This window comes from Actinomycetes bacterium (assembly GCA_035489715.1).
In the GTDB taxonomy this organism is placed as follows: domain Bacteria; phylum Actinomycetota; class Actinomycetes; order JACCUZ01; family JACCUZ01; genus DATHAP01.
In genome coordinates this window covers 1-23,047 of sequence record DATHAP010000071.1, presented here as the reverse complement: position 1 = coordinate 23,047, position 23,047 = coordinate 1, and the positions used below count along the sequence as shown (strand labels likewise).

The 23,047-nt window shown below is 73.7% G+C and carries 20 protein-coding genes and 1 pseudogene; 15 read left to right on the top strand and 6 right to left on the bottom strand.

Annotated elements, in window-relative coordinates; all coding sequences use genetic code 11:
- Positions 1-195 precede the first annotated feature (195 nt).
- The 10 genes from groES (at position 196) to VK640_06105 (ending at position 11,038) form a co-directional block, all read left to right on the top strand.
- Complete coding sequence (gene groES / locus VK640_06150; GenBank protein HTE72763.1) at positions 196-501, top strand: co-chaperone GroES; 306 nt, start codon at positions 196-198, stop codon at positions 499-501.
- Positions 502-655: 154 nt separating this feature from the next.
- Positions 656-2,284 (top strand): chaperonin GroEL, encoded by a 1,629-nt coding sequence (gene groL, locus VK640_06145; GenBank protein ID HTE72762.1) that lies wholly within the window; start codon positions 656-658, stop codon positions 2,282-2,284.
- 47 nt (positions 2,285-2,331) lie between these two features.
- The gene (locus tag VK640_06140) at positions 2,332-3,324 is read left to right on the top strand and encodes a MerR family transcriptional regulator (GenBank protein HTE72761.1); all 993 of its coding nucleotides are present in this window, start codon (positions 2,332-2,334) and stop codon (positions 3,322-3,324) included.
- Between the two features lie 90 nt (positions 3,325-3,414).
- A complete protein-coding gene (locus VK640_06135) occupies positions 3,415-4,344 on the top strand; it encodes a hypothetical protein (protein ID HTE72760.1) in 930 nt (309 codons plus the stop codon).
- Positions 4,345-4,475: 131 nt separating this feature from the next.
- Positions 4,476-5,084, top strand: a complete 609-nt coding sequence (locus VK640_06130; protein ID HTE72759.1) for a response regulator transcription factor — start codon at positions 4,476-4,478, stop codon at positions 5,082-5,084.
- A 31-nt stretch (positions 5,085-5,115) separates the two neighbouring features.
- Positions 5,116-5,700, top strand: coding sequence for an RNA polymerase sigma factor ShbA (shbA, locus tag VK640_06125; GenBank protein ID HTE72758.1), 585 nt, complete (start codon positions 5,116-5,118; stop codon positions 5,698-5,700).
- The gene (locus tag VK640_06120) at positions 5,697-6,662 is read left to right on the top strand and encodes a hypothetical protein (GenBank protein HTE72757.1); all 966 of its coding nucleotides are present in this window, start codon (positions 5,697-5,699) and stop codon (positions 6,660-6,662) included. The genes shbA and VK640_06120 overlap by 4 nt, the downstream gene beginning before the upstream one ends.
- A gap of 72 nt (positions 6,663-6,734) precedes the next feature.
- Positions 6,735-8,204, top strand: a complete 1,470-nt coding sequence (guaB, locus tag VK640_06115) for an IMP dehydrogenase (protein HTE72756.1) — start codon at positions 6,735-6,737, stop codon at positions 8,202-8,204.
- 21 nt (positions 8,205-8,225) lie between these two features.
- The gene (locus VK640_06110) at positions 8,226-9,335 is read left to right on the top strand and encodes a GuaB3 family IMP dehydrogenase-related protein (protein HTE72755.1); all 1,110 of its coding nucleotides are present in this window, start codon (positions 8,226-8,228) and stop codon (positions 9,333-9,335) included.
- Positions 9,332-11,038: a glycerol-3-phosphate dehydrogenase/oxidase gene (locus VK640_06105; GenBank protein HTE72754.1), complete on the top strand. Its 1,707-nt coding sequence runs from the start codon at positions 9,332-9,334 to the stop codon at positions 11,036-11,038. The genes VK640_06110 and VK640_06105 overlap by 4 nt, the downstream gene beginning before the upstream one ends.
- 286 nt (positions 11,039-11,324) lie before the next feature.
- Here VK640_06105 and VK640_06100 read toward each other — a convergent pair whose 3' ends face one another.
- Both VK640_06100 and VK640_06095 read right to left on the bottom strand, forming a co-directional pair.
- Positions 11,325-11,948 carry a DUF1707 domain-containing protein gene (locus tag VK640_06100; protein HTE72753.1) on the bottom strand — a complete coding sequence of 208 codons (624 nt, stop codon included), beginning with the start codon at positions 11,946-11,948 and terminating at the stop codon, positions 11,325-11,327.
- A gap of 357 nt (positions 11,949-12,305) precedes the next feature.
- A complete protein-coding gene (locus VK640_06095) occupies positions 12,306-13,172 on the bottom strand; it encodes a helix-turn-helix domain-containing protein (protein HTE72752.1) in 867 nt (288 codons plus the stop codon).
- 38 nt (positions 13,173-13,210) lie between these two features.
- On the opposite strand from VK640_06095, the gene VK640_06090 reads away from it, so the two are divergent.
- Positions 13,211-13,840 carry a dihydrofolate reductase family protein gene (locus VK640_06090; protein HTE72751.1) on the top strand — a complete coding sequence of 210 codons (630 nt, stop codon included), beginning with the start codon at positions 13,211-13,213 and terminating at the stop codon, positions 13,838-13,840.
- A gap of 952 nt (positions 13,841-14,792) precedes the next feature.
- Here the strand turns inward: VK640_06090 and VK640_06085 are convergent.
- Complete coding sequence (locus VK640_06085) at positions 14,793-15,956, bottom strand: FAD-dependent oxidoreductase (protein ID HTE72750.1); 1,164 nt, start codon at positions 15,954-15,956, stop codon at positions 14,793-14,795.
- A gap of 94 nt (positions 15,957-16,050) precedes the next feature.
- Positions 16,051-17,688: a LuxR C-terminal-related transcriptional regulator gene (locus tag VK640_06080; protein ID HTE72749.1), complete on the bottom strand. Its 1,638-nt coding sequence runs from the start codon at positions 17,686-17,688 to the stop codon at positions 16,051-16,053.
- A gap of 180 nt (positions 17,689-17,868) precedes the next feature.
- On the opposite strand from VK640_06080, the gene VK640_06075 reads away from it, so the two are divergent.
- From VK640_06075 to VK640_06060, 4 genes and pseudogenes are all read left to right on the top strand, one after another.
- Positions 17,869-19,407, top strand: a complete 1,539-nt coding sequence (locus VK640_06075; protein ID HTE72748.1) for a succinic semialdehyde dehydrogenase — start codon at positions 17,869-17,871, stop codon at positions 19,405-19,407.
- Complete coding sequence (locus tag VK640_06070; GenBank protein HTE72747.1) at positions 19,404-21,068, top strand: GMC family oxidoreductase; 1,665 nt, start codon at positions 19,404-19,406, stop codon at positions 21,066-21,068. The genes VK640_06075 and VK640_06070 overlap by 4 nt, the downstream gene beginning before the upstream one ends.
- Positions 21,069-21,082: 14 nt before the next feature.
- Positions 21,083-21,619 (top strand): GNAT family N-acetyltransferase, encoded by a 537-nt coding sequence (locus tag VK640_06065; GenBank protein ID HTE72746.1) that lies wholly within the window; start codon positions 21,083-21,085, stop codon positions 21,617-21,619.
- Between the two features lie 11 nt (positions 21,620-21,630).
- Positions 21,631-21,759 (top strand): annotated as a pseudogene (locus VK640_06060) (short-chain dehydrogenase).
- Between the two features lie 44 nt (positions 21,760-21,803).
- On the opposite strand, the gene VK640_06055 reads toward VK640_06060, so the two are convergent.
- Both VK640_06055 and VK640_06050 read right to left on the bottom strand, forming a co-directional pair.
- Positions 21,804-22,469, bottom strand: coding sequence for a GNAT family N-acetyltransferase (locus tag VK640_06055; protein ID HTE72745.1), 666 nt, complete (start codon positions 22,467-22,469; stop codon positions 21,804-21,806).
- Positions 22,470-22,672: 203 nt separating this feature from the next.
- A partial coding sequence (locus tag VK640_06050; protein HTE72744.1) for an ABC transporter ATP-binding protein occupies positions 22,673-23,047 on the bottom strand: 375 nt, incomplete at its 5' end.

Below are 23,047 nucleotides of genomic sequence, written 5' to 3'. Positions count from 1 at the left end.
GCGCCGGACGTTGAGCATCGTTGGCACTCGGGTTGACCGAGTGCCAGCAACGGCCTAGATTCCTTCTTGGCACTCTCGACCCGAGTGTGCCAACCAAGCAGCTAGGCGAGGTCAGGGCAGTCCGGCCCCCGCGACGGCGGACCGTCACCGCACCCGCCCCACGCTCGTGAACACCCGTGCGAGAGGGAGTCAGAAGTGACGACGGCCACCAAGGTTGCCATCAAGCCGCTCGAGGACCGCATCGTGGTCCAGCCGTCCGACGCCGAGCAGACCACGGCGTCGGGCCTCGTCATCCCGGACACCGCGAAGGAGAAGCCCCAGGAGGGCACTGTCCTCGCGGTCGGTCCCGGTCGGTTCGAGGACGGCGCGCGCGTGCCGCTCGACGTCGCCGTCGGCGACACCGTGATCTACAGCAAGTACGGCGGCACCGAGGTCAAGCACAACGGCGAGGAGTACCTCGTCCTCTCGGCCCGCGACGTGCTCGCGGTCATCGAGAAGTAGGACCTCACCGACACCGCCCCGGTGGCCGGCGCTGCCGGTGCCGGGGCGTTGTCGTCCGCAGCCCTCTCTTCGTTCCACAGACCCTCTTCACGCGGGCCCTCTTCACGCAGGCCCTCTTCAGGTAAGCCCTCTTCAGGCAAGGACGCGAATCTCCATGGTGAAGACCCTCCAGTTCAACGACTCGGCCCGCAAGTCCCTCGAGCGCGGCGTCAACAAGCTCGCCGACACGGTGAAGGTGACGCTCGGCCCGCGCGGCCGCAACGTCGTCATCGACAAGAAGTGGGGTGCCCCCACGATCACCAACGACGGCGTCACGATCGCCCGTGAGGTGGAGCTCGAGGACGCCTACGAGAACCTCGGCGCGCAGCTCGCCAAGGAGGTCGCCACCAAGACCAACGACGTCGCCGGTGACGGCACGACGACGGCGACCGTGCTCGCCCAGGCGATGGTCCGCGAGGGCCTGCGCAACGTGGCGTCCGGCGCCGGCCCGATCGGGCTCAAGCGCGGCATCGACAAGGCGGTCGAGGCCGTCAGCGCCGCGCTGCTCGAGGCGGCTCGTGACGTCGACGGCAAGGACGACATCGCCAAGGTGGCCAGCATCTCGGCCCAGGACCCGGCCGTCGGCGAGCTGATCGCCGACGCGTTCGACAAGGTGGGCAAGGACGGCGTGATCACCGTCGAGGAGGCCAACACGATGGGCCTCGAGCTCGAGTTCACCGAGGGCATGCAGTTCGACAAGGGCTACATCTCGCCCTACATGGTCACCGACGCGGAGCGCATGGAGGCCGTGCTCGAGGACCCGTTCGTGCTCATCCACCAGGGCAAGATCTCGGCCGTCGCCGACCTCCTGCCGCTGCTCGAGCAGGTCGCGAAGGCCGGCAAGCCGCTCGTCCTGGTCGCCGAGGACGTGGACGGCGAGGCGCTCTCGACGCTGGTGGTCAACAAGATCCGCGGGCTGTTCGTCTCGGTCGCCGTCAAGGCGCCGGGCTTCGGTGACCGCCGGAAGGCGATGCTCGAGGACATGGCGGTGCTCACCGGCGCCCAGGTCGTCGCCCCCGAGGTCGGCCTCAAGCTCGACCAGGTCGGGCTCGAAGTGCTCGGCAGCGCGCGACGCGTCGTCGTCACGAAGGACGACACGACGATCGTCGACGGCGGCGGCCAGCGCGACGCGGTCGAGGACCGGATCCGCCAGATCCGCGGCGAGATCGAGGCCACCGACTCCGACTGGGACCGCGAGAAGCTGCAGGAGCGACTGGCCAAGCTGGCCGGCGGCGTGTGCGTCATCGGCGTCGGCGCGGCCACCGAGGTCGAGCTCAAGGAGCGCAAGCACCGCATCGAGGACGCCGTGTCCGCGACCCGGGCCGCGATCGAGGAGGGCATCGTCGCCGGTGGCGGCTCTGCCCTGGTGCACGCCGTGGCCGCGCTCGAGGGCAACCTCGGCCTCACCGGTGACGAGGCGACCGGCGTGGGCATCGTGCGCCGCGCCGCCGACGAGCCGCTGCGCTGGATCGCCGAGAACGCGGGCGCCGAGGGCTACGTCGTGGTGAACCACGTCCGCGAGAACGGCGCGGGCAGCGGCTGGAACGGCGCCACCGGCGAGTACGGCGACCTGGTGGCCCAGGGCGTCCTCGACCCGGTCAAGGTGACCCGGTCGGCGCTGCAGAACGCCGCGTCCATCGCCAGCATGGTGCTCACCACGGACACCCTCGTCGTGGAGAAGAAGGAGGAGGAGCCCGAGACCGCCGGTGCCGGGCACTCGCACGGTCACGGCCACAGCCACTGAGCCGGCACGCCCGGCCCGTCCCGGGCCGGGCGTGGTGGAATCGGGGCGTGTCCGACGACGCTCCCGGTCCTGCTCAGCACGAGGTCGCGCTCGGGGTGGTGGCGGTGGCCCGCCGCCTCGGCGTGGCCACCGGGACCCTGCGCACCTGGGACCGCCGCTACGGCCTCGGGCCGACCGAGCACCTGTCGGGGACCCGGCGCCGCTACACCGCGCGGGACCTGGCCAGGCTCGGCGTGATGCGCCGGCTGATGCTCGAGGGCGTCGCCGCCGGCGACGCCGCGCGCGCGGCGGTGGACACCGACGTCGACGCGCTGCTGGCCGACGACCCGAACGGCCGGGCGGCCGTCCCGCCCGACGTGCCGGCCCCCGGACGGACCCGGCGCGGTGGCGGCCGGGTGGTGCCGCTGCGCAACGCGTCCCCGGGGGCGCGCGGCCTGGCCGGGGCGGCGATGAGCCTTGACGGCGACGCGTGCGCGGCCATGGTGACCTCGAGCGTCCGCCGGCGCGGCGTGGTCCACACCTGGGACGACCTGGTGGTGCCGGTGCTGACCGGCGTCGGGGAGCGGTGGCGCACGACCGGCTCCGGCGTCGAGGTGGAGCACCTGCTCAGCGAGAGCGTCGAGGCCGGGCTCCGAGCGGGAGTCCGGCGGCGGCCGCCGGCGAGCGTGCGGCCGGTGCTGCTCGCGGCCCTCGAGCCCGAGGATCACCGGCTGCCGTTGGTCGCGCTGTCCGCCGCGCTGGCCGAGGCCGGCCTACCGCTGCGCCTGCTGGGCCCTCGGTTGCCGGTGCGGGCCCTCGCCGACGCGGTGTCGCGCACCGGCCCGAGCGCGGTCTTCCTCTGGTCACAGGGTGCGGCCGGCCCTCCCCTGCTGCCGGACCCCGACGGCTGGGTCGCGGTGCGCCCCCGTCCCCTCATCCTGCTCGGCGGGCCCGGATGGTCCGAGCGCGACCGCTGGCAGAGCGGGGCCTCCTGGGTGGCCGACCTGCCCGAGGCGGTCGAGGCGGTCCGGATCGTCACGGCGACCGCGCCGACCCGCTAGCCGCGCCGGTTCGCGTCCGCGCGCGATAGCCTCGCCGCGGTCCGCAGGCGGACTGCGCCGTGGCGTCGTGGCGTCGTGAGGGGAGCTCTCGTGGCCGAGCAGGGCACCAGCGAGCTCGCCGGCCTGCTCGCCGCGGGCGAGCGGGCCGCCTTCCACGGCCGCCCGGACGCCGGCGTCCAGCCGCTGCGCACGGCCGTGGAGCTCGCTGTCGCCGAGGACCTGCCGGCCGAGGCCGCAGCCGCCGGCTGGCTGCTCGGCGTGTGCCTGTCCAGCGCCGGGCGGTACGGCGCCGCGCTGGCCGTCCTCGACCCGGTGGTGGCCGGGGCCGGGTCCGGTGCGGACCACGAGACCGCCGAGGCACGGCTGCTCGGGGCCCTGGCGGCGGCGACCGTCGCGAGCATCCACCGCCAGCTCGGCCGGCACAGCGTTGCCCAGGGCTACGACGACACGGCGCTGGCAGTGTCCGACGGGGCCGGCGAGGCCGGCTTCGACGCCCTGCTGGGCCTGGCGGCCGACGCCGTCGGCCTCGGTGACGCCGGGGTGGCGGCCGGGCGGCTCCAGGCGGCCACCGACCTCGCCCAGGGCCGGCTGGAGTGGTGGCGGCAGCGGGTGCGCCTGGACTGGGTGCGGGCCGAGGTGGCCCTGCTCGAGGACCGGGCCGAGGACGCCGTCGCCGCCGCGCACGCCGCGGTCGAGCTGGCCGAGCACTCGGGGGCCCCCCGCCACGTCGCCAAGGGACTGCTGTTCCAGGGTGTCGCCCAGGTCGAGGCCGGCCGTGTGGGGGAGGCGACTGCGACCCTGCGCCGGGCGGCGATCCTGGCCGAGAGCCTGGGCACGGTGCCGCTCCAGTGGCCGGTGCGGGCCATGCTCGCGGCCCTGCTGGCCGAGGAGGCGCCCGCCGAGAGCGAGCGGAGCCTGGCGGCGGCCCGCCGGGCCGTGCAGGCCGTCGGCGACGACCTGCCGGACGACCTGCGAGCGGACTGGCTGGGCCGGGCCGACGTGGCGGCGATCCTCGCCTGAGCGCGGCGATCCTCGCCTGAGCGCACGATCCACAACCGATCTGGCCCGACGGGCTCACGCTGGGCCCTCCGCGTGCCGAAGAGTCCTGGGAGAGCCGGGACCCGCCCGGCGCGCCCAGGGGAGTGACACGGGTGAGCACCGTTCTGGTCTGCGACGACTCGCCGCTGGCCCGCGAGGCCCTGCGGCGTGCCGTGGGCGGCGTCCCCGGGGTCGAGCGCGTGCTGGTGGCGGGCTCCGGCGAGGAGTGCCTGGCGCGCTACGGCAGCGAGGAGCCCGAGCTGGTGATGCTCGACGTCCGGATGCCCGGGATCGGAGGTGTGGAGGCAGCTCGGCGAATACTCGGCGCGGCGCCCCATGCAGCAGTCATCATGATGACGATGGCCGAGGACGTCGACGGCGTCGCCCGAGCGGTCAACGCCGGCGCCCGGGGGTATCTCGTCAAGGACGCGTCGCGGGAGGAGCTGGTCGCCATGGTGACCCAGGCCCTGCACGACGTCGCCGCCCGGCAGGTGCCGCGTGCCCGCCAGGTCGCCGAGGGCGGCGTCCCGCCGCTCACCGAGCGGGAGCTGCAGGTGCTGCGCGGCATGGGGCGCGGGCGCAGCAACTCCGAGATCGGCAAGGAACTCTACCTCTCGGAGGACACGGTCAAGACCCACGCGCGCCGGCTGTTCCGCAAGCTGGGTGCGGCCGACCGGGCGCAGGCCGTGGCGATGGGGTTCCGCTGGGGACTGGTCCGGTGAGGTGACCGTAACGTCGGGGGGCCCCGCGACGATCTCCTCTCGTACGGGAGTCGGCGGGCTTCCGGTCGACCTGGGGGGCCTGGCAGCGCTCGCGACGCAGGGGGACACCTCGGCGCGGGACGCACTGCTGGTGAACGTCCGGACGATGGTCCACCGGTACTGCCGTGCGCGGTTGGGGCGGCTGCCCGGAAGCGAGCACGCCGCTGACGACGTCGCCCAGGAGGTGTGCCTCGCCGTGCTGTCGGCACTGCCGCGCTACCGCGACGAGGGCCGCCCCTTCGAGGCGTTCGTCTTCGGGATCGCCGCCCACAAGGTCGCCGACGCGCAGCGCGCGGCGGTCCGGGCCGCGGTGCCCACCGAGGAGATGCCCGACGAACCCGACCTCGGGCCCGGTCCTGAGGACCACGCCCTCCGCAGCAGCGACGCGGCCCTGGTGCGCAGCCTGCTCGACCGACTGCCGCCGACCCAGCGTGAGCTGCTCATCCTGCGGGTCGCCGTCGGTCTGTCCGCCGAGGAGACCGGCAGCGCCCTGGGCATGTCGCCTGGCGCCGTCCGGGTCGCTCAGCATCGCGCGCTCGCCAGGCTGCGTGTCCTCGCGGCGGAGGTGGCGTCGTGATCCGGCAGAGTAGCGGCGGCGGCCTGGACCTGATCTCGGTGCAGCGCGACGACGAGCTGCTCGACCTGATCGGGCTGCGCCGCGCCCTGGCGGAAGATGACGAGGTGACCCGACTGCTGGCGGCCCTCGCCGCCGAGGTCGACGACGCCTTGCCGGCCCAGCCGACCCGGACATCCGACGTTGGCTCTGTGCCTGAGTCCGCACCGCTGCCGGTCGCCGACGCACCCGGCCTCGGTCGCCGGTTCGGCACGGCGGGGGTCGCAGCTGCCGTGCTGCTCGGTGGGTCGGTGGCTCTGAGCGGCGCTGCCGCCGCGGTCACGGGTGACCCGCTCGCGCCGTACAAGACGGTCGGGCACGCCGTCGGTAGCGTCGGCTCCGCTGTCGGGGACGCGCTGTCCTTCGGCGACGACGACCTGCCCGAGCAGGCTGCCCCCATCGCCCACCTGAACAAGCGGCTGGCCGGCGCGCGGGCCGCGCTCGCGCACGGGAACACCACCGAGGTGCGGGCGCTGGTCGACCAGCTGACCGCCGTGCTGGCGACCGACGAGCTGTCCGAGGAGCAGCGAGCAGCGCTGCAGCAGCGGCTCGACAAGCTCGAGGACTCGCTGTCGCGGGCGACTGCCGCAGACGGCGAGGGCAAGAGGCCCACGGACAAGGCGCCGGTGGACAAGGCGCCTACGGACAAGGCGCCGGTGGACAAGGCACCCGCGGACAAGGCGTCGGTGGACAAGGCACCGGCGGACAAGGCGCCGGTAGACAAGGCACCCGCGGACAAGGCACCGGCGGACAAGGCGCCCGACACCGGCGGCGACACCTCGGAGGCCACGCGCGGCACGACCGGCGGCGGCCGCACCGGGGGCCGGACCGACGTCGACGGCGGTGGAACCAATGCCTCGCAGCAGTCGACCGAGCTGGGCACCGAGCCGACGGAGCAGCGCGGACAGGCGGCGACCCGCGGCTAGAGTGAGGCGGTGGCCCCCGCCGACGACCTTCCTGCCGACGACCTCGAGCTCGACCGGCTCGCCCCGCTCGCCCTGACCTTCGACGACGTCCTGCTGCTGCCGCAGGAGACCGACGTCGTCCCCTCGGAGGTCGACACCACGTCACGGCTGACCCGCGAGGTCGACGTCGCCGTCCCGCTGCTGTCCGCGGCCATGGACACCGTCACCGAGGCGAGGATGGCGATCGCCATGGCCCGCCAGGGCGGCATCGGCGTCCTGCACCGCAACCTCTCGATCCAGGACCAGGCCCACCAGGTTGACCTGGTCAAGCGGTCCGAGGCGGGCATGGTCAGCGACCCGGTCACGGTGGGCCCGGACGCCACGATCGCCGAGCTCGACCGGCTGTGCGGCCTCTACCGGGTGTCCGGTCTGCCCGTGGTCGACCAGGAACGGCGGCTGCTCGGCATCGTCACCAACCGCGATCTGCGCTTCGTGCCGCCCGCCGAGTTCGAGACCCGCACCGTGCGCGAGCTGATGACCCCGATGCCGCTCGTCACCGCGCCGGTCGGCATCGCCGCCGCCGACGCCGCGGCCCTGCTCGCCAAGCACAAGATCGAGAAGCTGCCCCTCCTCGACGCCGCCGGCCGGCTGGCGGGGCTGATCACGGTCAAGGACTTCGTCAAGACCGAGCAGTACCCCCACGCCACCAAGGACGGCGAGAGCCGGCTGCGGGTCGCGGCGGCGATCGGCTTCTTCGGTGACGCGTGGGAGCGTGCCACGACACTGGTCGAGGCGGGCGTCGACGTGCTCGTGCCCGACACCGCCAACGGCCAGGCGCGGCTGATGCTCGACCTCGTGCGGCGCCTCAAGTCCGATCCCGCCACCCGCGACGTCCAGGTGCTGGGCGGCAACGTCGCGACCCGGGCCGGCGCGCAGGCGCTGGTGGACGCCGGGGTCGACGCGGTGAAGGCCGGCGTGGGCCCTGGCAGCATCTGCACCACCCGCGTCGTGGCAGGCGTCGGCGTCCCGCAGGTGACGGCCATCCACGAGGTGGCCAAGGCGTGCAAGCCGGCCGGCGTGCCGATCGTCGGCGACGGCGGGCTGCAGTACTCCGGTGACATCGCCAAGGCGATCGTCGCCGGCGCCGACACCGTCATGCTCGGCTCGCTGCTGGCCGGCTGCGACGAGAGCCCGGGCGAGCTGGTGTTCGTCAACGGCAAGCAGTTCAAGTCCTACCGAGGGATGGGATCCCTCGGCGCGATGGCCTCCCGCGGCAAGGTGTCCTACAGCAAGGACCGCTACTTCCAGGCCGACGTAAGCACCGACGACAAGATCGTGCCGGAGGGCATCGAGGGCCAGGTGCCCTACCGCGGCCCGCTCTCCGGGGTGGCCCACCAGCTGATCGGCGGGCTCGCGCAGTCGATGTTCTACGTCGGCGCCCACACGATCCCGCAGCTGCAGGAGCGCGGCCGCTTCGTGCGCATCACGTCGGCCGGTCTCAAGGAGAGCCACCCGCACGACATCCAGATGACCGTCGAGGCTCCCAACTACCAGTCGCGCTGACCCGCCGAGGGGACGACCTGAGTGACCGAGATCGAGATCGGCCGGGGCAAGCGCGGCCGCACGGCGTACGGCTTCGACGACATCGCGATCGTCCCGAGCCGCCGCACCCGTGACCCCGAGGAGGTGTCGGTCGCCTGGCAGATCGACGCCTACCGCTTCGAGATCCCGGTGCTCGCGGCGCCGATGGACTCCGTGGTGTCGCCCGCCACGGCGATCGAGATCGGCCGGCTCGGCGGGGTCGGCGTGCTCAATCTCGAGGGCCTCTGGACCCGCTACGAGGACCCCGAGCCGCTGCTCGCCGAGATTGCCGGCCTCGACGACGCCGAGGCGACCCGACGGATGCAGGAGGTCTACGAGCCGCCGATCCAGCCCGAGCTCGTCGCCCGGCGCATCGCCGAGGTGCGCGAGACAGGGGCCACGGTCGCGGCCGCTCTGTCCCCGCAGCGGACGGCGCAGCTCTGGAAGGCGGTGGTCGACGCAGGCGTCGACCTGTTCGTCATCAGGGGTACGACCGTCAGCGCCGAGCACGTGTCCGGCCGGGCAGAACCGTTGAACCTCAAGCAGTTCATCTACGAGCTCGACGTGCCGGTCATCGTCGGGGGCTGCGCGACCTACCAGGCTGCGCTGCACCTCATGCGCACCGGCGCGGCCGGTGTCCTCGTCGGCTTCGGCGGCGGCGCGTCGCACACGACCCGGTCGGTGCTCGGCGTCGCGGTGCCGATGGCCTCGGCGGTCGCCGACGTGCACGCCGCACGCCGCGACTACCTCGACGAGTCCGGCGGGCGCTACGTACACGTCATCGCCGACGGCGGTGTGGGCCGCTCCGGCGACGTGTCCAAGGCGATCGCCTGCGGAGCCGACGCCGTGATGATCGGCTCGCCGCTGGCCCGGGCCACCGAGGCGCCGGGCCGCGGCTTCCACTGGGGGTCCGAGGCGCACCACGCCGAGCTGCCCCGCGGCGAGCGGGTGCGGGTGGGCACCAGCGGCTCGTTGGAGGAGATCCTCACCGGGCCGTCGCGGGTGTCCGACGGGTCGATGAACTTCATCGGCGCGCTGCGCCGGGCCATGGCCACCACCGGCTACTCCGACGTCAAGGAGTTCCAGCGGGTCGAGGTGACGGTCGCCCGGTGACCTCGCGGCTCGGACCTGCGCAGCGGCAGGCGGCGCTGGACGCCGTGCCCCGCGACGAGCTGGACGTGGTGGTGATCGGCGGCGGTGTGGTCGGTGCCGGGGCGGCGCTCGACGCCGTCACCCGAGGGCTGAGCGTCGCGCTGTTCGAGGGGCGTGACTGGGCGTCGGGGACATCGAGCCGCTCGAGCAAGCTCGTGCACGGCGGCCTGCGCTACCTGGAGATGCTCGACTTCGGGCTCGTCCGTGAGGCGCTGCGCGAGCGTGGTCTCCTGGCGCAGCGGCTGGCCCCGCACCTGGTCCGCCCGGTGCCGTTCCTCTACCCGCTGCGGCACCGCGGGTGGGAGCGGCTCTACGCCGGCGCGGGCGTCGCCCTCTACGACATCCTCGGCGTCTCTTCGGGCAGCTCGCGCGGCCTGCCGCGGCACCGCCACCTCACCCGCAGCGGCGCGATCCGGGCCTGCCCCTCGCTTCGCCGCGACGCGCTGGTCGGGGCGATCCAGTACTACGACGCGCAGGTCGACGACGCCCGCCACACGATGGCGCTGGTGCGCACGGCGCAGTCGTACGGCGCACTGTGCGCCAACCGGGCCCGCGTCGTGGGCTTCCTCCGCGAAGGCGAGCGGGTCTCCGGCGTCCGGGTGCGGGACTTCGAGTCCGACACCGAGATCGAGGTCCGCGCCCGGCAGGTGGTCAACGCGACCGGGGTCTGGACGGACCTCACGCAGGCGATGGTCGGCGAGCGAGGTCAGTTCCACGTCCGCGCGAGCAAGGGCATCCACCTAGTAGTGCCCCGCGACCGGATCCAGTCGTCGACCGGGCTGATCCTGCGCACCGAGACGTCGGTGCTGTTCGTCATCCCGTGGGGCAGGCACTGGATCATCGGCACCACCGACACCGACTGGTCGCTCGGCAAGGCGCACCCGGCGGCGTCACGGACCGACATCGACTACCTGCTCGCGCACGTGAACGAGGTCCTGGTCACCCCGTTGACCCGCGAGGACGTCGAAGGCGTCTACGCCGGCCTGCGGCCACTGCTCACCGGGGAGTCCGAGTCGACCTCGCAGCTCTCCCGCGAGCACACGGTCGCTCACCCGGTGCCCGGCCTCGTGGTGGTGGCGGGCGGGAAGTACACGACGTACCGCGTAATGGCCAAGGACGCGATCGACGCGGTCAGCCACGGGCTGGACGAGAAGGTGCCGCCGTCGTGCACCGAGCGGGTGCCGCTCGTGGGTGCCGACGGCTACACCGCGACCTGGAACGCCCGACAGCGGCTCGCCGACCGGCACGGGCTGCACGTCGCGCGGGTCGAGCATCTGCTGCACCGGCAGGGATCGCTGGTGCACGAGGTGCTCGCGTTGGTGGACGACGACCCGTCCCTCGGTGAGCCGCTCGAGGGCGCGGACGACTACCTGCGGGCGGAGGTCGTCCACGCGGCCAGCCACGAGGGGGCCCGCCACCTCGACGACGTGCTGACCAGGCGGACCAGGGTCTCGATCGAGACCTTCGACCGGGGGGTGGCCGCCGCGCCGGTCGCCGCGAGGCTGGTGGCGCCGGTGCTGCGCTGGAGCCGCGGGCAGGTCAAGCGCGAGGTGGAGCACTACCTGGCCCGGGTGGAGGCCGAACGGCTCAGCCAGGAGCAGCCCGACGACCAGACGGCTGACACCGCGCGGCTCGGGGCGCCCGAGATCGTGCCGCTCGTCTGAGCTCGATCAAGACGTTTCCGCGAAACGTCGGTGCGCCGGAGCAGCACCTACGTGCGACGCTCGGACTCGTCCGCTAGCACCGAGACCGAAGATCGTCCTCTGGCCACACATTGCGTCGGCGGCCGCCGCGAAGTGCCTGCTCGCCGCGCTCGATGTCTCATGTCTGCGCGCCAGGACAGGCCATTGTGGTGCGGGGGAACGATCTTCGACCGTTGACAGAAGCCGACATGCCACGGCAGTGCCGGATCAGTTCTGCTCGGGAGCGGCACCTGCCCCGCATGGTCTATCAGTTGACAGCGGGTTTTTCGCCGCGGTGCCGCGCCTGCACGGCCTGGAAGACGTCGCCGTAATCGCCGACGACATCGCGCGGCACCGACCACACATCGGCCGTCGCGACCACGCCGACGACCCGAACCCGGAGCGTCGGCGCGTCGGCGCGCCCGGCGTCGAAGCCCCACTGGCGACAGTGACCGAGGATGCTCAGCCCGGAGACGATGACGTTGACGCCGTCCGGCACGTAGACATCGATGTTGCCGAAGCCGACGATCGCCGTGACGACAGTGTCCTCATGCTCGATCGTGGCGTCGCGGAGGTCGAGGTCGAGGTCGGCGAAGCCAGCGAAGGCGACCGGGCGGCGGGTCAATCGGATGCGGCCCCGGCGTACGACGTGACCGAATGCCGCACCCGTGAGTCGCAGCGACCGCCGGTCGGCTGCTGGGACGCTCGACCGTCGCGTCGGCAGGTCCGTGACCACCTCGGCCAGCTCGCCGTGCGTCCGGGCCGCCAAGGTCGTGCCGACCCGGTCAGCGAACTCCTCCAGCGTCAGTCGTCCGTCGACGAGCTGCCGGCGCAGGTGGGCCACCACCTCGTCGCGCTCCGCGTCGGAAGCACGCTGCGACGGATCGGCCACGCCCAGGGACGCTAGACCATCAGCCGCGCATCCCACCAGAGGTCAACTGCTCCAGTGGGGTCTAGGGTGACGCTCGCGATCGGCACCCACCGTGCGCTCTGACCGGACGCGACAATGCCTCGAAATCGGCTCGGTCCTACGCGGTGGCCGGGCGAGCAGGTCAGGTCGTAGGGGACTTCGGGTCCCTCTGCCGCTAGGACGACTCGGATGACCTTCCCGAGCACGGTGCGCCGAATTCGCAGCTGGCGCTAGAGGTGCCACGGAGGGCCGGTGCCCGACGCTGAACGGCGGCGGCTCGAACGTTGTCAGGGGGATCTGCTGCCCGGGTGATGCTGGGCTTGTCCGAACCCGGGTGCTCTAGGTGCCGGGTCGGCGCTGTGGGTCAGCCGCGTGTCGGTCCTTGATACCCAGCGCCGTGTAGGCGGTTGGGCGCTTGACCGCGGCTAGCGTGGTCGGTGGTTCTCCGGCGTGGCGCACAAAGTCGCGCGTCATGTGACTCTGGTCTGCGTAGCCGCAACGAGCGGCCAGGTCTGCGAGTGGTAGTGCTCCCAATCCGGCTGTGGCCCGTTCGAACCGCAGGACGCCCGCCGCCTCCTTGGGGCTCAGCCCGATCTCATCACGAAACCTGGTGGCGACGTACCGGTGGCTCCAGCCCGTCTCCGTGACCAACCGGCCGATCGACGCGCGCCCGCTGGTGCTCGCCAGCCTGTGCCACATCCATTGGATCCAGTCAGGCGTCGAGCGTGTCGCTTCGGCGCGGCGTGTCAACACCGTTTCGACCAGGCGAAGCCGGTCAGCCGGCGTCGCGGTCGCGCCGATCCGATCGGCGAGTGCCGAACCCAGGTCGGGGGCGATGTCGTCGATGGCTACCACGCGTCGCGCAAGCTCGCTTCCGGGGACACCGAGGATCCGGCGGACTCCCAGCGGCGTGAGATAGACCTGCACGCAGTCCTGATCGCCCGGGTGACGAGTGGTCGCGTGGCCTTGCGACGGCCCTGCAACGAACGATCCGTACGAGCGGTTTGCTCCCTCGCCGTCAGACAGATGGTCCACGGTCAATGGGCTGCCGAAGGAGAACACGACCGGAACCAGGGTGCCCGCAGCCTGACGCCGCATGACGGGCCCGGCGGACCGCTCGGACAGGTCAACGATGCCGGCGACGATGCCTGCCAACGGGGCGGCCGGGCGACGCCGTGCGAGCTCGACCGCGGCTGGCCCGTCCATCCGCCCATTCTCCACGGCGGCCCTCGGTCGGGTCAGAAATGTTCAAGCCAACCCGTTCCAGCACGGCGCAGGATCTGGCCATGCGCAAACTCCTCCTGATCGAGTTCATCACCGTCGACGGCGTCATGCAGGGGCTCGGATCCCCGGACGAGGACACCGACGGCGGGTTCACTCACGGCGGCTGGGGTGCACCGTACGCACCTGCCATTCACGAAGCCGTCGCCGATGCCGGTCCCAGCCGCACCTCAGCCTTCCTGTTCGGCCGTCGGACCTACGAGAAGATGGCAGCCTTCTGGCCCTACGAGCCCGACACCAGCCCGATGGCCAGCCAGCTCAACCGGCTGCCGAAGTACGTCGTGACCCACACACCCACCGATCTGGACTGGGACGGAGCCGTGTCTCTCCACGGCGAGCTCGACGTCTCGGTGAAGGCGCTGAAGGAGGAGGGCGAGGGCGACATCGTGGTGCTCGGGAGCGGAGATCTCGTCCAACAGTTGATGAAGTCGGACCTGGTGGACGAGCTTCGACTCTTCGTGCACCCACTGCTCCTCGGCACGGGAAAGCGACTGTTCCGCGGACTCCTCGAGCCACGCCAGTTGCGGCTGATGGCCTCGAGCACGACCAGCCGGGGCACCCTCGTCCTGGATTACGAGGTCATCCTTGCCTGAACTGCCGATCGAGCCCGCCACAGGACCGCCGCTCGCGAACTGGACCGCCGGTGTGCGCTCCAACTGCGGACTCCACCGCGCCAGGCGCCCACAGGAGGCCGGCCGGGAAGGAGACACGCACCATGACGGACGGCGCCGTACGGGCGATGACGTGGAACACCTGGTGGCGCTTCGGGCCGGACTGGCAGCAGCGCCAGCACGGCATCAGGGCGACCATCCAGCAGGTGGCACCCGACGTCGTCGCCCTCCAGGAGGTGTGGGCCGACACCCGCACCAGCCACGCGCACGAGCTGGCTGCTGACCTCGGCATGCACGCCGTGTTCGGCGCCCCCTCCTACCCGGCGGCACCGCGCGACGATCCGGACCACGCCGGGACGGACCTGGGCATCGCCCTGCTGAGCCGGTGGCCGGTGCTCCGACCACCGCACGCACGTCATGCCCGCACGGCACCGCGACTGGGACCCGGTCGTGCTGGTCGTCCGGGTCGACCCCGGCCGGTCCACTGCCCGTCGTCGCAGCGTGCTTCGAGTACGCGGTCCCCTACACCGACGACCGGATCGCCCAGGGAGCCTTCGCGGCAGAGCTGGCGACTGACCCACGGCTCGACGGGCCGTGCCCTGTCCTATTGATGCGCGACCTCAACGCAGCTGTCGGGTCACGCGTGCTCCGGCCCGTGGTGGACGTCCTCACCGACGCCTGGTCGGCCGGCGGCGGCGCGGAGGACGCCGTCACGCTGCCCTCGACGACCCCCAGGCGCCCCTGGCTGCAGGGCCTCAGCTGATCGACCAGCGGATCGACCACATCTTCTTCCGGCCGGGCCGTGAGGACCAGCACGTCCGGGTCGACGGCGCGCAGATCGTCGGCGACCCGGTCGACGAGGTCCACCCTCCGACCACCTCGCCGTCGTCGCCGACCTGAGCTGGAGGGAGTGACGGCGGCAGGTGCGCCTGCGTCAGGCGGCGCTGACCGGCCGGGGCTCGGTGCGGCCGTCACGCGCGACACGTCGTGCCGTCGTCCGTCCGACGAGGTGCTTGACGACGTACGCCGCATCGCGACCCGCGCCGCCGACCAGCATCGAGGAGAACGCGAACTGGAAGGCGAGCCCGACGAAGTAGAGCCCCGGCGCCGACTCGACCACGCCGCGCCGCTCCAGCGGCCAGCCGTCCTCGTCCAGGACCGGCAGGTCGATCCACGAGAAGTCCTGCTGGAAGCCGGTGCACCACACGACGTTCGCGACGTCGAGCACCCGTCCGTCGGCCAGCACCGGCTGCCCGTCCCGGACGCCTTCGGTGCGCTGCCCGGTCAGCTCGACCCCGACCCGGGCGAGGTCGGACTTCTTGAACCGGATCAGCGGGCCGCCGTGCGCCCGGACGTGCGGCCGGATCTTGCCGCCGATCGGACCGCGCAGCGTCAGGACGTGGCGGGCGACGAAGAGCAGCACCGGGAACGCCACCCGAGCGGCCGGCCTCTCCAGCCGGAACGGCACCTCGCCGTGGATGTGGCCGCTCAGCACCACCGGGTGGCCAGCCGTCCCGGCCTCGAAGGCGATGTCACCGCCCGAGTGCGACGCACCGACGACGAGGACCGGACCGGGCTGCAGCTGCGCCGGGCGCTTGTAGTCGCTGGAGTGCAGCTGTCGGACCGCCGGGTCGAGGTCGCCGGCGAAGGCGGGCACCAGCGGCGTACGCCCGAAGGTCCCGGTCGCGACCACCACGTTGTCGCACGTCCAGACCGTGCCGTCGGTGCAGGTGACCCGGTAGCCCTCGTCCAGGGCACGCAGGCGGCGCACTCGGACCCCGCTGCGGACCGGCAGGTCGAAGCGCTCGCGGTAGGTCTCGAGGTAGTCGGCCATCTGGTCCTTGGTGGGGTAGGCCGAGCGTGCGGCCGGAAACCGCATGCCGGGCAGCGAGTCCGCCAGGGCCGGGCTGTAGAGCCGCAGCGAGTCCCAGTGGCTGCGCCAGTTGTCGCCGACCCGCTCGTGCGCGTCCAGGACGACGAAGTCCTGGCCGCGCCGGGCGAGGTGGTACGCCGTCGACAGCCCGGCCTGGCCGGCTCCGACGACGACGGTCGTGACGTGCTGCTCTGCGGTGCGCTCCATGGCGGCCTCCTCGTCCATGCCCGGGACGCTAGGCGGGTGCGGGCCCGGCGGCTTCGGTGAAAGCACCCAACCGCCGACGACAGCGATGGGTGGGTGCGCGCACCGGGTTGGCTCAGACCAGGTGGTGCTCGTAGGCCCATGCGGTTGCCGCCGACCGCGACGGCAGCTCGAGCTTGGCCAGGATGTTGCTGACGTGGCGGTCGACCGTGCGCTCGCTGAGCACGAGGTCGGCGGCGATCGCCACGTTGGTCCGGCCGGTCGCCACGAGCCGCAGCACCTGCATCTCCCGCGGGCTCAGCCCCCCGGCGACCGGTCCTGCAGTCCCGGCGACCCGGTCCAGCTCGGCGACGTCCACGACCGCCCCCAGGGCGACCAGGCTCGTGCGGGCGCCGGCCAGGTCGAGCCGGGCGGCGTCCTCGTCGCCGAGCTGCCGGCGGGCCAGCCCGATCAGGAGCTGGGTGCGTGCCCCGTCGTAGCGGGCCGCCAGGGCCTGCCACTCCTCGGCGGCCGTGTGCAGCGACTCCAGCGCGGCAGCCGGCTCGTCGTCGGCCAGCCGCACCGAGCCGGTCGCGTGCGCAGCGACCGCCCGCAGGGTGGGCGACCCGAGCTCGGCGGCGGTGGCGGCCAGCTCCTCGGCGGCGTGGTGCGCGTCGGTGACGTCGCCGGCGGCGAGCACGATCTCGACGTACGCCCGAAGGATCCGTGCCCGGGCCAGCGGTTCGGCCGTCTCGGCCGCGGCGCTGCGGACGGCGGTGACCGCTGCGTCGACCCGTCCCTGGCCGAGCCGCAGCAGGGCCAGCCCCGGCTGCGGGTAGTGGCCGCAGGCGCTCGCACCGGCGTACGCCGCCTCCGACTCGTCGACCCGCCCGCACAGCCGGTGCAGCTCGCCGAGCTGGTACATCGCCATGCCCAGCGCGGGATGCGCCGGCGCGGAGAGCCGCTCGCAAGCGAGCTTCGCCTCGCGCACGGCCGCCGGCCACTCGCCGGTCAGCTGCAGCACCTCGGACCGGTGCACCAGGCACTGCCCCCGGTAGGGGACCAGCTCCGGCTGCGACTCGCACCAACGGCTCAGAGCGGCGGTCCACTCGCGGACCCGGCGCAGGTCGAAGACCTCGTGGCAGGTCTCGATGACCGCGCAGTAGATGATCCCGCCGGCGATCGGGCCGACCTCTCCGGCGGAGACCGACGCGAGCACCTCGTCCAGCAGGGCCAGGCCGCCGGTCCGGTCGCCGCCGCGCACCAGGGCCTGACCCTGCCCGTGCCGGGCCAGCGCGACCAGGTCGGCCTCGGCGAACCGCTCGCCGATCTCGGCGGCCTGCTCGAAGATGGCGTACGCCGCTGCTGCGCCGCCGTCGAACATGGTGGCCAGCGCGGTCGGAAGCATCAGGAAGCCGCGCTCGGGGCAGTCGACGGCGGCCTCGGTGACCAGCCGCTTGGCCCGCGCCACCCAGCCGCTGCCGCGGGCGTACTCGCCGCCCAGCAGGAGCGCCATCGACAGCCAGAACCCGCAGCGCGCCGCCCGTGCCGGATCGCCCCGGCGGAGGTGCTCGCGGTGCGCGTCCTCCCAGGCCGCGGTGCTCAGGTCGCCCCGGCCAGCCAGGTAGGCGGCGGTGGCCAGCAGCTCCAGGTCGGCCGGGTCGAGCGGTGAGCTGGCGGACGCGTCCACGAACGCGTCGGCCGCGGTGGCCCATGCCCGGGCCCGGACGGCTGCCCGGCCGCGGTCCAGAGCGCCCTCAGTCGTGGCGGTCACCTCCCGGAGGATCCGCCCGGGCCGGGGCACCGTCAACCGGGCAACCTCACCCGGGGTGGGTCAGGCCGCGGTGGGTCAGGCCCGCCGGTAGCGGAGCATCACGCTGCCGGTCGTGGTCGGCACCGACTCATCGCCCGGACGCCCTGTCGGCGATCATTACTCACGAGTAACCTGACGCTCATGACAGTCCAGGCCGAGCACACCGGGCTGGTAGGCGCCGTGGTGTCCACCTCCGGCGAGACGGTGACCACGCGGGCCCCCTTCGACGGCACCGAGGTGGCGCAGCTGCCGGTCTCGACGGAGACCGACGTCGACACCGCCTTCGCCAGCGCTCGCGAGGCGCAGCGCGCGTGGGCGGCCCGGCCGGTCGCCGAGCGGGCCCGCGTGCTGCTCGGGCTGCACGACCTGGTGCTCGCCCGCCAGGACGAGGTGCTCGACCTCGTGCAGACCGAGAGCGGCAAGGCTCGCCGGCACGCGTTCGAGGAGGTCGTCGACGTCGCGCTCAACGCGCGCTACTACGCCCGCACGGCCGCACGCGAGCTGCGGCCGGCCAGGCGGGCCGGTCTGGTGCCGGTGCTCTCGCAGGTGCACGAGCTGCGCCACCCCAAGGGCGTCGTCGGCATCGTCTCGCCGTGGAACTATCCGCTGACCCTCGCCGCGTCCGACGCGCTCCCGGCCTTCGTCGCCGGTAACGCCGTCGTGCACAAGCCCGACACCCAGACCGCGCTGACCGCGCTGTGGGTGCGGGCGCTCGCCGTCGAGGCCGGGCTGCCCCCGGACCTGTGGCAGGTCGTGCTCGGTGACGGGCCGACGGTCGGGGCCGCGGTGGTCGACCGCGGCGACTTCGTCTGCTTCACCGGGTCGACCCGGGTCGGGCGGGAGGTCGCCGAGCGCTGCGGCCGGCGCCTGGTGGGCTGCTCGCTCGAGCTCGGCGGCAAGAACCCGATGCTCGTCCTCGAGGACGCCGACCTGGACCGGGCGGCCGAGGCCGCGGTGCGCGACTGCTTCACCGGAGCGGGTCAGCTCTGCGTGTCGCCGGAGCGGTTGTACGTCGCCGAGCCGGTCCACGACGGCTTCCTCGACCGGTTCCTCGCCCGGGTGCGCACCGCCCGGCTGGGCACCGCCTTCGACTACTCGGTCGACGTCGGGTCGCTGCTCTCGCAGGCCCAGCTGGACCGGGTGGCCGCGCACGTCGACGACGCCGTGGCCAACGGGGCCACCGTGCTCGCCGGGGGCCGGCCGCGCCCAGACATCGGGCCGCTCTTCTACGAGCCGACCGTGCTCGCCGGGGTCACCGAGGACATGGCGCTCTGCCGGGCTGAGACCTTCGGCCCGGTCGTCGCGGTCCGGGCCGTGGCCGACGAGCACGAGGCGGTCCGGCTGGCCAACGACTCGACGTACGGCCTGCACGCCTCCGTGTGGACCCGCGACGTCTTCCGCGGTCGTCGGGTGGCCTCGCGGATCGAGACCGGCACGGTGTCGGTCAACGAGACCTACGGTGCGGCGTGGGGCGCCACCGCGGCGCCCATGGGCGGCCGCAAGGATTCCGGCCTCGGCCGGCGGCACGGCCGAGAAGGCCTGCTGAAGTACACCGAGCCGCAGACCGTCGCCGTGCAGCACCTGGTGCCCTTTGCGCCGCCGGACCGGATCCCCTTCGAGACGTGGGCGCGAGGCTTCACCGCCGCGCTGCGGGTGCTCAAGGCGGTCGGCCGGCCGTGACCACCGACCCCGGCACCCACGACTACGACGTCATCGTGGTCGGGTCCGGGTTCGGCGGGTCGGTGACCGCGCTGCGGCTCTCGGACAAGGGCTACCGGGTCGCGGTGCTCGAGGCCGGGCGGCGCTTCGCCGACGACGAGTTCGCCCGGACGTCGTGGGACGTGCGGAAGTTCCTCTGGGCGCCGCGCCTCGGCTGCTTCGGCATCCAGCGGATCCACCGGCTGCCGGACGTCACGGTGCTGGCCGGCGCCGGCGTGGGTGGCGGCTCGCTGGTCTACGCCAACACGCTCTACCCGCCCGACGACGCGTTCTACGACGACCCCCAGTGGCGCGAGGTGGCCGACTGGCGGGCCGAGCTGGCGCCGCACCTCGAGACCGCGCGCCGGATGCTCGGTGTGGTCACCAACCCGACGGTCACCCCGAGCGACGAGGTCGTCCGCCAGGTGGCGCAGCAGATGGGCGTCGGTGACACCTTTCGCCTGACGCCGGTCGGCGTGTTCTTCGGCGAGGGACCGGGCGTGCGCAGCCCCGACCCCTTCTTCGGTGGTGCCGGCCCCGAGCGCACCGGGTGCCTGCAGTGCGGGTCGTGCATGACGGGATGCCGGTACGGCGCCAAGAACACCCTGCCCAAGAACTACCTGTGGCTGGCCGAGCGCGCCGGCGCCGAGGTGCTGCCACTGACCACGGTGACCGCGCTGCGGCCGCTGGCCGACGGCTGGGCCGTCGACACGGTGCGGACGGGCGCGTGGCGGGCCCGGCGGACCGCGCGCACGGTGACCGCCGGCCAGGTGGTGCTGGCGGCGGGGACCTACGGGACGCAGCGGCTGCTGCACCGGATGCGCGACACCGGGCGGCTGCGCAACCTCTCGCCACGGCTGGGCGAGCTGACCCGCACCAACTCCGAGTCGCTGCTCGGGGCGACGACCCGCCGCCGCGGCCGGGTCGACTACAGCTCGGGCGTGGCGATCACGTCGTCGTTCCGGCCGGAGCCCGAGACGCACGTCGAGCCGGTGCGCTACGGCGCCGGGTCCAACCTGATGGGCCTGCTCTCGACGGTGCTCACCGAGGGGGGCGGACCCCGTCCGCGGGCGCTGACCTGGCTCACCGAGCTGGCCCGCCACCCGGCGCGCGCCGCGCGCACGGTGTGGGTGCGCGGGTGGTCGCAGCGGACCGTGATCGCGCTCGTCATGCAGTCGCTGGACAACAGCCTGGTCGTCTCCGGCCGCCGCGGGCTCCTGGGCTGGCGGCTCACCAGCCGGCACGGGCACGGCGAGCCCAGCCCGACCTGGATTCCGGCCGGCAACGAGGCCGTCCGGCGGATGGCTGCCGTGATGGGCGGCGAGCCCGGCGGCAGCTGGCTGGACCTCACCGGCTCGCCGGTGACGGCGCACTTCCTCGGCGGCGTCACGATCGGGACCGACGCCGAGCACGGGGTCGTCGACGGCTGGCACCGGGTGTTCGGCCATCCCGGCCTGCACGTCGCCGACGGGTCGACGGTGTCGGCCAACGTGGGCGCCAACCCGTCGCTCACCATCACCGCGCAGGCCGAGCGGGCGATGGCCTTCTGGCCGGTCCGCGGCGAGCCCGACCCCCGGCCGCCGGTGGGCGCGCCCTACGCGCCGGTCCCGCCGGTCGCCGCGGCGCAGCCGGCCGTCCGCTGAGCCATCCTGGTCGGGTGCGCAGCGACCCGATGCTCCGGCGAGTGGGCGGCGCGGACGGCGCGCTGGTCCGTGACCTCATGACCGAGGCGTGGGGCTCCCTCGTGGTGGCCCGGCGCGGCGAGGCCGTGGACGTCACGGGCCTGCCCGGCTTCGTCGCCCGGCTCGACGGTGCGGAGGTCGGGCTGGCTCTGGTCGCGGTCCGCGACGACGACTACGAGGTCGTCGCGATCTCCACCCGGGTCGAGGGCCGCGGCGTGGGCAGCGCCCTGCTCGCCCGGTGCGTCGACGACGCCCTGGCGCAGGGCTGCCGCCGGCTCTGGCTGTGCACCACGAACGACAACGTCCGCGCCCTCGCCTTCTACCAGCGCAACGGGCTGGACCTGTGCGCGTTCCGGCGCGGCGGGGTCGCCGAGTCGCGGCGGGTCAAGCCGTCGATCCCGCTGCACGACGTGGCCGGTGTGCCGATCGCGCACGAGCTGGAGCTGGAGCTGGTGCTCGAGCCGGCGCCAGGAGGGTCGCGACGGGGCGGCCGGGTAGGAGGGCCGGCATGACCGTCTCGATCGTGCCCGGGTGGACCGCCGACGACATCCCCGACCTCACCGGCGTCCGGGCCGTCGTGACCGGCGCGGCCTCCGGGCTCGGCGAGGCGACGGCGGTCGAGCTGGCCAGGCACGGCGCGCGCGTCGTCCTCACCGCCCGGTACGTGCAGCTGCAGCCGGCGTGGGCCGCCCCGGGTCAGGCGTCGACGTAGACGTCGAAGCCGGGCACCTCGCGGAAGCCCAGCCGGGCGTAGAGCCGGGCCGCGCGGTCATCGTCGGGGTTGAGCCAGGCCAGGTCGGCCCCCTCGTCGCGGGCCCAGCGGACCAGGTGGCCGGTCAGCGCGGCGCCGATGCCTCGCCGCCGGTGCTCGGGGAGCACACCCACGCCGAATATGCCGACGCTGGGCCCGCCGGCGCCGGTCGAGAGGGCTCCGTAGCCGACGCCGGCTGCCTCGCCACCGGCGGTCGCGAGCACCGGGCGGAAGCCGTCGGCGCCGAGTATCGGCCGCGCGTAGTCGGTGATCGGGCCGAGCTCCTCGTCGAACGCGGCGGCGTCGACCCGGGCGTAGGCCTCCAGGTCGGCGGGGCCGGCCGGCCGGACCAGCACGCCCGCGGGCTCGGCCGGCTCGGGCAGGTCGGCGGTCGCCAGCGCCATGGCGCGCTTGGTGAGCAGCTTCCGGCCGTACGGCCACGCCATGCCCTGGGGGACCCGGATGCCCCACGGGACGTCCCGCTCGGCGTACCACCGGCGGACCGCGGCGATGTCCACGGCGTCGACCTCGGTGTCCGCCGTGACGTCCGCGCTGTTCCATTGCGGCACCCGCAGGCCGCTGGACATCAGCCGGATGCCGGGCAGCTGCACGGCGCCGCCGCCCCCCCGCTCCCGGAGCCGGCCCTCCCGCTCGGCCAGGTCGGCGTGCGCCGCCCGGACCCGGCGCGCGAGGTCGTCCGGCCGAGAGGCGGAGCCGGCTCCCCTGCTCCGATCGCCGGCCCCGCCCGTTGTCCCTTCGGAGCGGGGAGGCTCGCCGGATTGCCTCGGGTCGGAACTTTCTCCGTGGGGTCCGGTCACCGGACCGTCACCGCCGGTGCGTCGCTGCTCCACGACTGCCACAGGGCGGCATAGGCGCCACCCGCCTCGACGAGCTCGTGGTGCGACCCGAGCTCGCTGACCACGCCGTCCTCCACCACCGCGACCCGGTCGGCGTCGTGCGCCGTGTGCAGCCGGTGCGCGATGGCCACGACGGTCCGCCCGTGCAGGACAGCGCCCAGCGACCGCTCGAGGTGGCGGGCCGATCGCGGGTCGATCAGCGAGGTCGCCTCGTCGAGCACCAGCGTGTGCGGGTCGGCGAGCACGATCCGGGCCAGCGCGAGCTGCTGCGCCTGGGCGGGCGTCAGCGGGCGGCCGCCGGAGCCGACTTCGGTGCCGAGCCCGTCCGGCAG